Below are 14702 nucleotides of genomic sequence, written 5' to 3'. Positions count from 1 at the left end.
TTCCCTTCGGGGTGACTTCGTTCTATTCACGATCGGTGGCGCGGTTCAGCAGCGCGCACAGGTTTTCGATGCTCTGCAGGTTCTCGGGCACCAGGTCGGCCGGGTCGAACTCCACGGCGAACCGTTCTTCGAGGATCTCCACGACTTCCACCATCCGGATGGAGTTGAATTCCGGATGGAACGTCAGATCCCTTTCGCTCAAAGCGGTTTCGGGGATCCGGAGAACCGAGCAGACCACCTCGCGCACGGCCGCCTCGGCGCCGAAGACCACGGCGTCCTGCGCCAGCACCTCGGCGGCCCGCTCGAACAGGCCCGGCGGCTCGGCCCGGCCGCGGTCCACACGGCGGAAGGCCAGGTAGGTGTGTTCGACGAGTCCGTCCCACTGCCGCAGGTGCGCCAGCACCGGCTCCGACTCCGCTCCTGTGGCGCCGTGTTCGGCCAGGTAGGCGGCGTGCAGCCGGCGGGCGCGGGCGAGCAGCCAGGTCTCCAGCGTGAAGGCGTCCAGCGCCGCCCGCCGGTCGGGGTGTTCCGCGTAGCCGCGCAGGTACTCCGGCGGCGGGCCGGGCGCGACCCGGGCCCTCGGCGGTGAGCCGAGCGGACGGGGTGTGCACCGCACGCTCTCGGCACCCTCCGGCAGCGCCTTGAACAGCGCGGTGAAGTCCTCGCGGGAGTACGGCAGCCGGACGGGCCGGGCCTTGCCCCACTGGGTGTCGTTGAGGTAGGCGTCGCTGATCGTGAGCGAGTCGCCGCCGTCGTCGTCGACGAGGAAGCTGTGCTCCACGTGCTTGGTCCCGTAGTACGGCACCCAGGGCAGGTGGTAGGCGTCGGCGACGACGTAGACCGGGCCGTCGGCGGTGTCCGGTGCGTCGCCCGGTGCGTGCCGGCGGCGGCCGGCCACGTCCAGGCCGAGCAGGTCCGCGGCGTCGGCGAGGTGCTGGTCGAGGGTCGGCTCGACGGTGAGGAGTCCGGCCAGGGGCCCGTCGGTCAGGGGACGCGGCGAGCAGCGCAACGCGCTGCCCAGGCGGGTGTGGGTGCCCGCGCCGTGGAACCGGTCCGCGAGCAGGGCGAGATTGGCCTGCAGGCAGTCCAGGTGCTCGGCGTGGGCGGGGAAGTCGGTCACCGCGCCGGGCTCCCTTCGGCGCCCTCGACCGCCAGGTCGACGAGGTCGCGGACGGTCTCGTAGGAGCGGCCGGCGAACAGGTCGTCGGGCAGGGGGGAATCGAGCTCGTCCTCGAGCCGGGTGAAGATGCCCAGCAGGCGCATGGAGGAGATCCGCAGCGTCTCGCCGCCGAGCGGCTCGTCGTCGGAGAGCTCGGACGGCTGGAGGGCGAGTCCGCGCTCCGCGATGACCACGCGCTTGACGGCCTCGGCTATACCGTCCCGGTCGGGGTTCACTTCTGGATTGACCTTCCGTCGTGTGTACGCGGTGCGGCGGCCGGGCCGCTCAGCACGCTGTCGGGGAGCCCGGCGCCGACATGTGCTCCTCGATCGCGCGGATGACCGCTTCGCCCTGCGAGTTGAGGTAGAAGTGGCCTCCGGGGAACACGGTCATGTCGAACCGTGCGGTGGTGTGCTCGGCCCAGGACTCCGCCTCGTCCCGGGTGACCTGGGGGTCGTCGTCGCCGATCAGGGCGAGGACCGGGCAGCTCAGGGGCGGGCCCTGGCGGTAGCGGTAGCTCTCCACGGCCCGGTAGTCGCTGCGGATGGCCGGCAGGATCATCCGCAGCAGTTCCTCGTCGGCGAGGATCCGGTCGTCGGTGCCGCTGAGCCGCCGGATCTCGGCCATCAGTCCCTCGTCGTCCCGCAGGTGCACCAGGTCCTGGGCGGCGCGGGTGCGGGACGGGGCGCGGCGGCCGGAGACGACGAGCGCCTGGGGGCCCTTGCCGTCGCGTTCCAGCAGGCGGGCCGCCTCGAAGGCGACCATGGCGCCCATGCTGTGCCCGAAGAGGGTGACGGGCCGGTCGAGCCAGGGCACGAGCGCGTCGACGGCCGCGCGGGCGAGGTCCTCGACGGAGGTGACGCACGGCTCGTGCCGGCGCTCCTGCCGCCCCGGGTACTGAACGGCCAGGACGTCGGTCCGGGCCGCCATGGCCCGCGCCACCGGTACGAAGTACGACGCGGCACCGCCGGCGTGCGGGAAGCACACCAGCCGGCGGGTGGCCTGCGGCGCCGGTTCGTACCGGTGGAACCACTTCGCCGGGTCTACTGCGCCCACGCGGGCAGCTCCCGGATCGTGAGGACGGCCGACGAGCAGACCCAGCCGGGGCCCTGCGAGGTCACCAGGACGTGGTCGCCGGGCTGGACCTCACCGGTGCGCACGGCGTGCTCGAGCGAGATGAGGATGTCGGCACCGCCGGCGTGGCCGACGGAGGCGCCGTACTCCCAGAGCAGCCGGTCCTCCGGAATGCCGAGCGGCCGGAGCAGGGCGTGCTCGATCATGCGCTTGTCGACGTTGATCGTGATGACCTTGGAAATGTCGGCTGCGGTCATTCCGGCATCGATGATGGAGTCGTTGATGACACCCAGATCGAATTTCGTGAACGTCTCGAAAAGCTCAGCGAAGCCCATGACGTTGTCCACGAAATACTGCGACCGCTCCCCCACATTGAAATACTTGCGGGACTTTCCGTCGGGCGGGAGCAGGGATTCCTGACCGCGGTGCCACTGCTCCAGGCTGTGCAGCGTCCCGGAACTCATGGAACGCACCTCGGCGAATCCGCCGCGACCGTTCACGACGGCCGCGAGGGCACCGTCGGAATAGAGGGAAGAGGTGCCGAAATCACGCCACCGGTTGATGAGCGGCGAGCTGAAGTTCGTGGCCGTCGTCAGCAGGACGTTCTGCCGGCGGGCCACGCCGGTGATCTGCCCGGCGGCCGTCTCCAGCGCGCCGAGCACACCGTCGCACCCCTGCTGGACGTCGAGCGACGGAATGTGGCCCGCGCCCAGTTCGCGCAGGATGTACCCGGGTGCGTAGGCCCCCTCGGGCACCTGGTAGTACACGCTGCCGTGGATGTGCGAGTCGATCGCCGACAGGTCCACGGCCGAGCGCTCGACGGCGGTACGGGCGGCCTGCACGGCCATGTCGACGGCCGGCACGTCGCCGGCCACGTGGGTGCCGGTCAGGCCGGCTGCGGTGAACTCACCGCGTTCGTAATCCCCCGGGCCCTCCGCGTCGGCGACGGACACCCATTCTGAAAGATGTACGCCGAGTGAGTCAATGTAAACGCCATTTACCTGCATCGCGGAAATCCCTTCATGCCCCCCGCATTCACAATGACTACCCAATTACAGCAACAAACGCCGTGTCAAGTCGAGTTGGCGAACCACACCCGGTCCTACACGTGATGTGCATCACACCTGAATTTTGGCAGTACGGTACACAGACAGCAGCACGGTTTTTCTGGCAAAGGAGAAATGGTGAACATTCGCATTGCGCCCGGTGCCGAGGTGGACGAAACGGCGACCGTGGGCGACGGCACGTCCGTCTGGGGCACGGCCCATATACGGGAGGGTGCGGTCGTGGGCCGCGACTGCAACATCGGGCGGGGCGTGTACATCGGGCCCGGCGCGACGGTCGGGGACAGCTGCAAGGTGCAGAACTACGCCCTGGTGTACGAGCCGGCCACAGTGGAGGACGCAGTGTTCATCGGTCCCTCCGCCGTGCTCACCAACGACCCCCATCCGCGGGCCGTGACCCCCGCCGGGGTCCCCAAGGGCCCGCAGGACTGGACCCCGGTCGGGGTGACCGTCCGCCATGGCGCTTCCATCGGCGCTCGCGCGGTCTGCGTGGCGCCGGTGACCATCGGGCGCTGGGCCCTGGTCGCGGCCGGTTCCGTCGTCACCCGGGACGTGCCCGACTACGCGCTGGTGGCCGGGTCGCCGGCCCGCCGGGTGCGGTGGGTCGGGCGGGCCGGCGTCCCCCTGGAGGACGAGGGCGGCGGCCGCTTCCGCTGCCCGCGCACGGGCGAACGGTTCACCGAGCGGGACGGCGACAGGCTCGTCCCGGACGGGGAAGGCGGGCTCCACGACGAACTCTCCTGACGGCATACGGCGGTGACTGCGAACGGCGGACGGGGTGACGACGGGTGCCTGCCCGCGGCGGGCGGCGGCGTTCAGGGCAACGCGTTCAGGCAGGCCAGCAGGGTGCGGGCTTGCACGCTCACGTAGTGCTCGTGCCGCAGCAGACCGCCCAGCTGCGGCACGCTGAACCAGGCGAAGTCGGGCGGGAGTCCGGCGGGCAGTGTCGCGTCGGCCTCGACGATGGTGTAGCGGGCCACCGCGTCCAGGAACCGTCCGCCCTCCTCCGAGTGCACGGTGTCGTACCGCACCCGCGACGGATCGGCCGACAGAACCCAGTCCAGCAGCGGCGGCCGGTCCCCGGGGTCGTAGTTCTCCGGCACGCACTGAACGGTGGGACCCAGCTCCACGACACCGCGGAACCCCGGCTCCGCCCGGGCGCGCAGCAGCACATGCGGCACACCGCCGAACTCCCGTACCACCAGGGCCACCACACCCGTGCCGCGCGGGGCGAACAGCGGCTGGCACCAACCGCTCACCTCCCGGCTGCCGGCCTGCACGGACACCGCCACCACACCGAAGTAACGGCCGTCCGTGCGGGCTATCTCGTCCGGCCCGCGGTGCCAGCCCTCCGCCTCCGTCTCCCGCAGCGGGATTCGGGTCACCTCCATGTCGCGGGTGCTGCGCTGCCCGGTCAGCCAGCCCATCAGCTCAGCGGTGGGGGTGAGCGCCTGTTCCGCGGGGCCGGGCGGGCTGAGGAAGGGCGCCAGGCAGGACAGCACCGTCCGCGCGTCCATGTTGACCGTGTTGTCCCGGGCGAGCAGCTCGTGGATCTGGCCCAGGGTCAGCCAGCAGAAGTCGTCCGCAAGGGGCACCTCCGCGTCGGTGTCGACCTCGACGACCATGTTGCGGTTGCTCTTGCGGTAGAACCACGAGCCGTGCTCGGACTGCAGCACGTCGGCGACGATCCGGCCGCGCCGCGGACCGGCGAAGTACTCGAGGTAGCGCACGGGCGCTCCCCGGTGCACGCCGGTGAAGTTGCTGCGGGTGGCCTGCACGGTGGGCGACAGCTGCAGCAGATTGGGGTTGCCGGGCTCCATCTTCGCTTGCAGGAGGAAGTGCGGCACCCCGTCGACGTCCCGCATGAGGATGCCGAGGATGCCGATCTCGGGCTGCCGGATGATGGGCTGGCGCCACCGGCCGTGCTCCGCGTCCACCCGCAGCCCCTCGACGGTGAAGAACCGCCCGCTGCGGTGCCCGAGGTTGCCGGTCGTCTCGTCGAAGCTCCAGCCGTCCGCCTGCGCGAACGGCACGCGCTCGACCCGGAAGGGGTGCGCCTCGCGGCGCTCCCGCAGCCAGGCTTCCACCTTGTCCGTCGGCAGCAGCGTCCCCGCCCGTTCCCGCGCCGACCGCGCGAGCCGAGCGGGCAGGCCGGGGTCCTCGCAGACCCGCAGCGCGACCGGGCGGGCCGGGGCGGTCATGCGGCCGCCTTCCCGTCGGCCGGGCCCGGCTGCCACCAGTCCGGGTTGGCGCGGTACCAGTCCACCACGCCGGCCAGGCCCTCCTCGAAGCCGATGCGCGGGGCGTAGCCCAGCTCCTCGCGGATCTTGGTGTCGTCCAGCGCGTAGCGCAGGTCGTGGCCCTTGCGGTCGGTGACGTAGCGGACCTGCTCGGCCGACGCTCCGCACAGCTCGAGCAGCAGCTCGGTGATCTGGCGGTTGGTGCGCTCGGTGCCGCCGCCGATGTTGTAGACCTCGCCGGCCCGGCCGCGGGTGAGAACCAGCTGGACGGCCGCGCAGTGGTCGGTGACGTGCAGCCACTCGCGGACGTTGGAGCCATCGCCGTACAGCGGGACGGTCTCGCCCTCGAGCAGCCGGGTGACGAACAGCGGGATGAGCTTCTCGGGGTGCTGGCGGGGCCCGTAGTTGTTGGAGCAGCGGGTCACGGACACGTCCAGGCCGTGGGTGCGGGCGTAGGCGCGGGCCATGAGGTCGCTGCCCGCCTTGGACGCCGCATAGGGCGAGTTGGGGGCCAGCGGCCACTCCTCGGTCCAGGAGCCGGACGCGATGGAGCCGTAGACCTCGTCGGTGGAGATGTGCACGACACGCTCGACGCCCGTGTGCAGGCAGGCCTCCAGCAGGCTCTGCGTGCCCACCACGTTGGTGCGGACGAACACGGACGGGTCCGCGATCGAACGGTCCACGTGGGACTCGGCGGCGAAGTGCACCACCGCGTCGTGGCCGGGAAGCAGCTCCCGCAACAGGTCCGTGTCGCAGATGTCGCCCGTGACGAAGTCCAGGCGGTCGTGCCGCTCGGGCAGGTTCGCCCGGTTGCCCGCGTAGGTCAGCTTGTCCAGGACGGTCACCGACGCGTCCTCGCAACCCGGGTGGCCCCCGTCGAGGAGGGTGCGGACGTAGGCGGAGCCGATGAAGCCGGCGCCGCCGGTCACCAGGATCCTCATGCGGCCACTTCCACCCGTGCGTGATCGCCGACGATCAGCCGGTGGGAGCCCTCGGCGTCGACGGCGTTCACGCTGGCCTCCCGGCCGATGATGGAGCTGCGCACCGACTGGACACCCTGCACGCTGGCGCGTTCCAGCACGATGCTGTCGCTCAGCTGCACGCCGAGCAGCCGGCAGCCCTCGCCGATGGAGGTGTGCGGGCCGATGGAGCTGCCCTCGACGACCGCGCCGGCGCCGACGACGGCGGGCCCGGTGATGCGGGAGCGCACGATGCGGGCGCCCTCCTCCACGACGACGGCGCCGATCAGCTCGCTGTGCGCGTCGACCTCGCCGTTGACGGACGGCTTGAGCCGGTCCAGGAGTTCCCGGTTGCAGGCCAGCACGTCGTCGATCTGCCCGGCGTCCTTCCAGTAGCCGGAGTACACCCGGGCGCGTACCTCCGCGCCCTCGGTGACCAGCCACTGGATGGCGTCGGTGATCTCCAGCTCGCCGCGGGCGCTGCTCTCGACGGCGGCCACGGCCTCGTGGATGGCCGCGGTGAAGAAGTACACGCCGACCACCGCCAGATCGCTGACGGGCTGTTCGGGCTTCTCCACGAGCCGCAGCACCCGCCCGCCGTCGTCGACCTCGGCGACGCCGAAGGCCCGCGGGTCGGCCACCCGGTGCACCACGAGCTGGGCGGCGGGCCGCCGGACGCGGAAATCGGCCGCGATGTCGTCGACGCCTTCGGGCAGCAGGTTGTCCCCGAGGTACATGACGAAGTCGTCGTCGCCGAGGAAGTCGCGGGCGATGGCGACCGCGTGCGCCAGGCCGCGCGGGGCGTCCTGCGCGATGTAGGTCAGCCGTACCCCGAACTCCGAGCCGTCGCCGAAGAGTTCGGCGATCCTCTCGGGCCGGTCACCGACTACGATGCCGATCTCCGTCACGCCCAGCGAGCGCAGTTGCTCGATGACGTGCAGCAGGACGGGTTTGTTGGCGAGCGGCATCAGCTGCTTGGGCATGGAGTGGCTGAACGGGCGCAGCCGCAGCCCCATGCCACCGGACAAGACCAGTGCTTTCACCGGGGACTCCTTATTCGATGGGGGGTGGGCTACAGCGTCTTGAGGACGTCGCGCAGGGCACCGATCACGGTGTTCTGCAGGTCCAGGGGCAGCGAGGGGTACATCGGCAGCGAGAAGATCTCGTCGGCGAGCGCCTCGGTGACGGGCAGTGTGCCCTTGCGGTAGCCGAGGTGCTCGAAACCGGTCATGGTGTGCACCGGCCACGGGTAGCTGATGTTGAGCGAGATGTCGTGCTCGTTCTTGAGGCGCTCGATGATGAGGTCGCGCTGCGGGTGGCGGACCACGTACACGTAGTACACGTGCTCGTTGCCGGGGTTGGTGGCGGGCAGCAGCAGTCCGCCGGGGCCGGTGAGGTCGGCGAGGCCTTCCTCGTAGCGGCGGGCGACGGCGCGGCGGCCGGCGATGTAGGCGTCGAGGCGGGTCAGCTTGCGGCGCAGGATCTCGGCCTGCACCTCGTCCAGCCGGCTGTTGTGGCCGGGGGTCTGGACGACGTAGTAGACCTTCTCCATGCCGTAGTAGCGCAGGCGGCGCAGTGCGGCGTCGGTGTCGGCGTCGTTGGTGAGGACGGCGCCGCCGTCGCCGTAGGCGCCCAGGACCTTGGTCGGGTAGAAGCTGTACGCGGCGGCGTCGCCCATCGTGCCCGCCAGGCGGCCGTGGTGGCGGGCGCCGTGCGCCTGTGCGCAGTCCTCGACGAGGGCGAGGCCGTGCTCGGCGGCGAGCGCCTCCAGGGGCGCCATGTCCACGCACTGCCCGTACAGGTGCACCGGCAGCAGGGCCTTGGTGCGCGGGGTGATCGCGGCGGCGACCTGGTCGGTGTCCATCAGGAAGTCGTCTTCGCGGATGTCGACGAAGACGGGCGTGGCGCCCGCCCCGGCGATGGCGACGACCGTGGGCGCGGCCGTGTTGGAGACGGTGATCACCTCGTCGCCGGGCCCGACGCCGGCCGCTTCGAGGGCCAGTTTCACGGCGTTGGTGCCGTTGTCGACGCCGATGCAGTGGCGTACCCCGTGGTAGGCGGCGAACTCGGACTCGAATCCGCTGACGCTCTCGCCGAGCACCAGGCGCCCGGAGGAGAAGACCTTCTCGACGGCGTCGAGGAGGTCGGCGCGCTCGGCCTGGTATTCCGGGAGGTAGTCCCAAACGTACGTGGTCATGGGTGGGGTGGTTCTCCAAGCGTTGAGAAGTGGGGGGTGGGGGCGCGGGTCAGCCGGCCGCTGCCACCGCGGATTCGATGAGGTCGCAGGCCGTGTCCACGCCCCGCTCGGCGCGGACGCGCTCACCGAGGCGGGCGGCCCGTTCGGCGGGCCGGGGATCGTCCAGGACGGAGGCGACGGCCTGCCGCAGCAGTTCGCCGGTCATCTTCTGGAACGGCACCGGGCGTGCCGACACTCCGACTTCGGCCAACCGCGCCGCCCAGTACGGTCCGTCGGCCCAGCAGGGGACGGTCACGTGCGGCACACCGGCGCGCAGCGTGTCGGCTGTGGTGCCGAAGGCCGCGCCGTGGACGACCGCGGCCGCCTTCGGGAACAGCCAGCCGTAGTCCACCTCCTGAACACGGAACACGTCGTCCGAGGCGGTCCCCTCGGGGCCGCCGACCACGACCAGGCGCCGCCCGGCCTGGCGCACGGCGTCCCGTACGGCGCGGAAGGTCTCCTCGCCGTAGACCGGCCAAGCGCTGCCGAGGGCCAGGACCAGCGGTGCGGAGCCGCTGTCCAGGAAGTCCACGAGGTCCGCGGGCGGGTCCTGCTCCGGACGTTCCCAGACCCAGTAGCCGGTGACATGGGCGCGGGCCGGCCAGTCGGACGCCGGCGGCAGGAAGGCGGGGCTGTACGGGTAGAAGACGGGGTGCTCGACGGCGAGCGTGCCCATCGGTGACTTCTTCAGCGGCGGCAGCCCGCGCCGGGCCCGCACCTTGTTGACGGCCGGGCGGTGCACGGCCCACTCCACCTGGGCGGACATGGCGTGCGTGAACCGGGTGTAGGCGGGGCCGAGCGGGAGGTCGGGCGTCTTGTACGCGCGGAACTCCCGGGTCGCCGTCATGGGCCACCAGTTGACCGTGCCCCAGGGCGCACTGGCCCCGGCGAACCCGTAACCGCGGGTGATCATCGAGGTGAGCACGAAGTCGGCGCCCTCGGCGGCCTCCTGCATGCGCTCCACGGAGTGCGCGAACTCCTCCGTGGTGGGCCGCTTCATCACCAGCGCGGTCCGCAGTGACGAGGCGCTCTTGCGGATCGACTTGATCACGCCCGGGTCGGCGAAGTGGTCGGCGCTCTTGCCGGGTATCTCCTTGAACTCCAGGCCCGCCAGCTCGACCATCGCCTTGAAGTCCGTCGAGGTCGCGACACTGACGTCGTGCCCGCGCCGGCGCAGCCCGATGCCCAGCGCCACGAACGGATGGACGTCACCGCGCGTCCCGAACGTCTGCAACGAAATCTTCACTGGGCCTCCTGGACGTGTTTCCGGTACCACTGCGCGGTGTCCCGCAGGCCGTCCTTCAACGAGCGCGGTGTGAAGTCGACAACGCTGTGGAATTTCTCGAGATCGAGCGCCCGCCGGGCCGCACCGATGGGCTTGTCGGGAGCGAAGCGGATCCGGTCCTGCTCCTGACCGGCGGCCTCCGCGACGAGGAACGCCAGGTCCCGGATCGAAATCGATTCCGGTGTCCCGATGTTGAGCGTCTCGTGCTCCCCGGAACGCACCATGCACAGCACCGCGCGCACCAGGTCCTGCACATGGATGAAGGTCCGCAGCTGACTGCCGTCGCCCCAGATCTCCACGTCCTGCCCGGCGGCCAGCCGCATCAGCATGTTGGGGATGACGTGATTCGTCGTCGTGGCGAAGTCGTCCCGCGGGCCGTACACGTTCGTGGGCCGCGGCGTGTAGATCTTCATTCCGAACTGCTTGCGGTACAGGTCCGCGAGCACCTCGGTGAACATCTTCGACATGCGGTAGCCGTTGGGCGAGAACTCCATGTGCCGCCGGTGGTCGTCCTCCTCGCGCACCGGCCGCGTGTCCTCGTACGAGTAGATCTCGGCCGAACTGATCAGCACCACGTCCGCGACCCCGCGGTCACGGGCGAGGTTGAGGACGTTGGAGGTGATGCGGATGTTCTCGTCGAGCATGCGGCCCGACTCCTGCAGCAGGAACTGCATGTTCCCGTCCAGGGTCGCACAGTTGACGATCATGTCGAGCCGCTCGGCCGTGCCGGCCGCGTCCCGCAGCGCCCGCTCGTCGAGGACGTCCGCGCGCAGCGCCGTCAGCCGCTCGGAGACGGGCAGCTCGGCCAGCGTCTCCGGGCGCTCCCGGCGGTAGACGCACAGCACCCGCGCGCCCAGGCCCAGCAGTTCCTCGACGAAGTGGGAACCGATGAAGCCCAGCCCGCCGGTGACGAGCACCGTACGGCCCGCCCAGTTCTCCCCCGCCATCTCAGGACCGCTCCGCAAACGCCTCTATCGCGTCCACGGCCCGGGCCGCGCCGCCCGCCGAGCGCACGTGCTCCGCCATGGCGGCCACCTTCTGCCGGATACTCGGGTCCTCGGCCGCCGTCAGGACCGCCTCGCGCAGAGCCTCCGGCGAGGCGTCGGCGCGTGCGACACGCACGCCGATGCCCAGCTCGGCGATGCGCCGCGCGGTGAAGTCGAGCTCGACCGACTGCGGGACAGCCACGAGCGGGGTGCCCGCCGCGAGCGCCTCCATCGTGCTGCGGATGCCCGCGTGGGTCACGAAGACCCGGGCGTGCGCCAGTACCGCGCGCTGCGGGACCTGCCGGTGCACCTCGCAGTTGGCCGGTACGGCACCCAGGGCGGCCGGGTCGACGTGCTCGCCGGTCGCGATCACCACGTGGAAGGGCAGGTCCGCGAAGGCCTTCAGGCATGCGCGGTAGAAGTCGGGCCGCTCGTTGAACAGCGTGCCGAGGGCGACCAGCAGCACCGGCCCGGCGTCCTGCGGAGGCTGCCACGACCCGGCGTCGTCACCACCGGCGACCGCACCCGGGCCGACGAACACGTACCGCTCGTCGAAGGTGTCCGCGGCCGGCTGGAAGTCCCGGGCCACGAAAACGACGTTGAGTTCCTCCGGGACACCGAGAATGTCACCGGGGGTGGGCGCGCCCAGGCCGTGACCGATCCGGAACTCGGCCAGTTTCATGCCGAATTCGAGCAGCGCGGGATGCTGCGGGTCCATCGCGGGGAACTCCTCCGCCAGCGCCGCGAGCACCGAGAAGTGCTCGTTGGAGGCGAGCATGGGAATCAGCTGAACGGCGGTCCTGCCCCACTTCTCCGCCAGCACGCGCCCGGAGAAGTTCATGAGGGTGTCGTACACCACCAAGTCCGGTAGGTCTCCGGCGAGTTCCCGCTCGGCGGCGGCCGTGAGCGCCATGTTCTCCTGCAGCAGCTGGAGCGGCCCCTTGGCCATCTCGTCCGCCGACATCTCGGGCGGCACACTCCGGTTGGCCGGCCACACCGACTCGTAGGTCACGGTCTTCGCGCCGGCCTCGGACACCGAGGGCGCGAAATGGTCGGTGGTGACATAGGTGACGCGGTGCCCGCGGCCGATGAGACCGGCGACGACGGGCAGGGTGTGGTTCACATGTCCGTGGTACGGGGCCCCGAGGACGGCGATGTGCTTCTTCAAAGTCCTGACTTTCGCTCTGCTCTTACTGAGACTTTTACGGACAATCAGTCGGACGCGCCGTTCACGGCGATCTCGGCCAGCCATTCCTCGACGACGCCGGCGGTTCGTCCGGCGTGTTCCTCGACGATGCTGAAATGGTTTCCGGGCACGTCCCGGGCGGTGTGGTCGAGCTTCCAGTCGACGCGCAGCATCACGGCGTCGTCCTCGACCGCCCCGGTCGGCGACGGCATCGGCTCGGTGGCGCGCACCTGAAGGGTGTGCGTCTTGAGGGGCTCGGGCCGCCAGTCGGCGAGAAGGCGGTGGTAGCCGCCCATGGCGGTCAGCCGGACGTCGTTCATGATGCCGCCGCCCAGCTTCCGCTCCCGGTCGAAGGCCACGCCGAGCATCGCCGCCCCGACCTCCGCGTTGTCCGCGTCGTCCTCGGGCCACGGCACGTCCAGCAGCACCAGGGCCGCGGGCGGGCTGCCGAGGGTTTCCAGGTGTGCCGTGACGGCGTGCGCGATCTGGCCGCCCGCCGAGTGGCCCACCAGGACGAACGGTTCGTCGCCGGCGGCCCGCCGCAGCGCCTGCACGTGCAGTTCGGTCAGGGCCGCCATGTCGGCCGGGATGCGCTCGCCGGGCAGATAGCCCGGCTCGGGCAGCACCGTGACGTCCCGCCGGCCGCGGAAGTGCTCGGCGAAGCGGGCGTACTGCTGGGGGCCGGCCGTCGCCACCACCGCCGGCAGGCAGAACAGCCGGGGCCGTGCCTCGCCCGCCGCCAGCGGAACCGGCTCGGGCACGTGCTCCGCCGCCGACGCGGCGTCGAAGTCGTCACGCAGCCGGGAGGCCGCCATGATCAGCTCGTTGCCCGCGCCATGCCGTCCGGCGGCGAACGACTGGCGAAACATCGCCTCGATGCCACCGGACGCCGGCCCCGCCTCGGCGGCCCCTCGCGTCAGCTCCTGCCGCAGATGAGCGGCCACGGCGGCCGGCCGGGTGTGCTCGAAGAGGAACGACGCCGGCAGGCGCAGCCCGGTGGCCGCGTTGAGCCGGTTGCGCAGCTCCATCGCCAGCAGCGAGTTGAAGCCCAGCTCGAAGAAGCCGCGCTGCGCCTCGACCGCGTCGGGGCCGGGCAGCCCGAGGACCACGGCCGTCTCGGCGTGCACCAGCTCGGTGAGCACGCGCAGTTGCTCGGCCTCCGTCAGCCCGGCCAATCGGGCCGCGAGATCCGGCCCGGCGCCGTCCTCCACGGACGCCGCCCGGCGCCGCACCGGGACGGTACGCACCACCGTGGGTACGACAGGATCCTCCGGCGCCCGGGTGGCGCCGAGTTCCGCGAGGTCCAGCGGCGTCAGCGTCACGAGCCGCGCCGTCGCGACGGCCGCGCCGGTGGGGTCGGCCACCTCGACCGTCATGCCCTCGGGCCGCCCCACACCGGTGACCCGTACCCGCAGGCGGTCCGCGCCGCCCGCGTGCAGGACGATGTCCTGCCAGTCGGTCGGCACCAGCGGCCGGTCCGCCGCGTCGCCGCCGTTCACCACGTGCCGCGCGGTCTCCAGCGCCGCGTCCAGCAGCGCCGGGTGCAGTCCGTAGCGTGCCGCCTCGGCCCGCTGTCCGTCCGGCAGGCTGACCTCGGCGAACATCTCGCCGGCAGCCCCCTGCCAGAGGGCGTCCACCCGGTCGGTGTCCACCCGGGTGGCCCCTGCCGGAGGCCAGGCCACCAGGTCCCACCCGGCCACCGGCGCACCGGCACGGGCCAGCCGGCCGGTGGCGTGGCAGGCCCACGGCGTGCCCGGGACGGCGTCCTCGGCCCGGGAGTGGACGGCGAAGGTACGCCGGCCTTCCTCGTCCGCCTCGGCCACCCGCACCCGCAGCTGGACACGGGCCTTTTCGGGCAGCGTCAGCGGTGCCCGAAGCCTCAGCTCCTCCACCAGGTCGCAGCCGGCCTCGTCACCGGCCCGGACGGCCAGCTCCACGAACGCCGTCGCGGGCAACAGCACGCCGCCACCCTCACCGGCGAGCCAGGAGTGGGCCTGAGTGGAGAGGCGCCCGGTCAGGACGATGCCCTCCCCGTCCGGCAGCTCCACCGCCGCCCCGAGCAACGGGTGCTCGGCCGGCACCACGCCGACGGCTCCGACGTCGCCCACGGTCGAGGCGTCGACGTTCAGCCAGTAGCGCCGGTGCTGGAAGGGGTAGGTGGGCAGGTCGGTGTGGTGGGCGCCGGTGCCGGCGAAGGCCCGCGACCAGTCCACCTCGATACCGTGGACCCACAGCTCACCGGCGGAGGTCAGGAAGCGGTCCAGGCCACCGTCCTCGCGGCGCAGGGTGCCGGTGACGATCGCGTCTTCGGCGGTGTCCTGGATGCTCATCGCCAGCACCGGGTGCGCCGACACCTCGACGAACGCAGCATGATCCTGCTCGGCCAAGGCTCGTACGGCTTCTTCGAAGCGGACGCTCTGGCGCAGGTTGCGATACCAGTACCCGGCATCCAGCAACGCCGTGTCCGCCCAGTCACCGACCACGGTGGAGAAGAACGGGATACCCGAGGACTG

General features: G+C 71.4%; 13 protein-coding genes. 1 reads left to right on the top strand and 12 read right to left on the bottom strand.

Annotation, left to right across the window (positions count from 1 at the left end; translation table 11 throughout):
* Positions 1–22: 22 nt before the first annotated feature.
* Genes ABZ079_RS32030 through ABZ079_RS32015 form a run of 4 tightly spaced genes read right to left on the bottom strand, consistent with a single transcriptional unit; the run spans position 23 to position 3186 of the window.
* Positions 23–1120: an acyl carrier protein gene (locus ABZ079_RS32030; protein WP_356942949.1), complete on the bottom strand. Its 1098-nt coding sequence runs from the start codon at positions 1118–1120 to the stop codon at positions 23–25.
* Complete coding sequence (locus ABZ079_RS32025) at positions 1117–1395, bottom strand: acyl carrier protein (protein WP_356942948.1); 279 nt, start codon at positions 1393–1395, stop codon at positions 1117–1119. The genes ABZ079_RS32030 and ABZ079_RS32025 overlap by 4 nt, the downstream gene beginning before the upstream one ends.
* A 49-nt stretch (positions 1396–1444) precedes the next feature.
* Positions 1445–2215, bottom strand: a complete 771-nt coding sequence (locus ABZ079_RS32020; RefSeq protein WP_356942947.1) for an alpha/beta fold hydrolase — start codon at positions 2213–2215, stop codon at positions 1445–1447.
* Positions 2203–3186: a ketoacyl-ACP synthase III family protein gene (locus ABZ079_RS32015; protein WP_356942946.1), complete on the bottom strand. Its 984-nt coding sequence runs from the start codon at positions 3184–3186 to the stop codon at positions 2203–2205. The genes ABZ079_RS32020 and ABZ079_RS32015 overlap by 13 nt, the downstream gene beginning before the upstream one ends.
* 231 nt (positions 3187–3417) lie before the next feature.
* Between ABZ079_RS32015 and ABZ079_RS32010 the strand changes: the two genes are divergently transcribed.
* The gene (locus ABZ079_RS32010; RefSeq protein WP_356943021.1) at positions 3418–4041 is read left to right on the top strand and encodes an acyltransferase; all 624 of its coding nucleotides are present in this window, start codon (positions 3418–3420) and stop codon (positions 4039–4041) included.
* Positions 4042–4112: 71 nt separating this feature from the next.
* Here the strand turns inward: ABZ079_RS32010 and ABZ079_RS32005 are convergent, their stop codons facing one another.
* The 8 genes from ABZ079_RS32005 to ABZ079_RS31970 form a co-directional block, all read right to left on the bottom strand.
* Entirely contained in the window at positions 4113–5498 is a 1386-nt protein-coding gene (locus tag ABZ079_RS32005) for an NDP-hexose 2,3-dehydratase family protein (protein ID WP_356942945.1), read from the bottom strand.
* Positions 5495–6478 (bottom strand): dTDP-glucose 4,6-dehydratase, encoded by a 984-nt coding sequence (gene rfbB, locus ABZ079_RS32000; RefSeq protein ID WP_356942944.1) that lies wholly within the window; start codon positions 6476–6478, stop codon positions 5495–5497. Before rfbB ends, ABZ079_RS32005 begins: the two co-directional genes overlap by 4 nt.
* Positions 6475–7539, bottom strand: a complete 1065-nt coding sequence (locus ABZ079_RS31995) for a glucose-1-phosphate thymidylyltransferase (protein WP_356942943.1) — start codon at positions 7537–7539, stop codon at positions 6475–6477. The genes rfbB and ABZ079_RS31995 overlap by 4 nt, the downstream gene beginning before the upstream one ends.
* Before the next feature lie 29 nt (positions 7540–7568).
* Entirely contained in the window at positions 7569–8693 is a 1125-nt protein-coding gene (locus ABZ079_RS31990; RefSeq protein ID WP_356942942.1) for a DegT/DnrJ/EryC1/StrS family aminotransferase, read from the bottom strand.
* Positions 8694–8742: 49 nt separating this feature from the next.
* Positions 8743–9978 (bottom strand): glycosyltransferase, encoded by a 1236-nt coding sequence (locus ABZ079_RS31985; protein ID WP_356942941.1) that lies wholly within the window; start codon positions 9976–9978, stop codon positions 8743–8745.
* Positions 9975–10964: an SDR family NAD(P)-dependent oxidoreductase gene (locus tag ABZ079_RS31980; RefSeq protein ID WP_356942940.1), complete on the bottom strand. Its 990-nt coding sequence runs from the start codon at positions 10962–10964 to the stop codon at positions 9975–9977. The genes ABZ079_RS31985 and ABZ079_RS31980 overlap by 4 nt, the downstream gene beginning before the upstream one ends.
* A gap of 1 nt (position 10965) precedes the next feature.
* A complete protein-coding gene (locus tag ABZ079_RS31975) occupies positions 10966–12171 on the bottom strand; it encodes a macrolide family glycosyltransferase (protein WP_356942939.1) in 1206 nt (401 codons plus the stop codon).
* Positions 12172–12215: 44 nt separating this feature from the next.
* A partial coding sequence (locus tag ABZ079_RS31970) for a thioesterase domain-containing protein (RefSeq protein ID WP_356942938.1) occupies positions 12216–14702 on the bottom strand: 2487 nt, incomplete at its 5' end.

The sequence above is a fragment of the Streptomyces sp. NPDC006314 genome (assembly GCF_040613075.1).
GTDB lineage: Bacteria > Actinomycetota > Actinomycetes > Streptomycetales > Streptomycetaceae > Streptomyces.
This window is presented reverse-complemented; position numbering and strand designations above follow the sequence as displayed.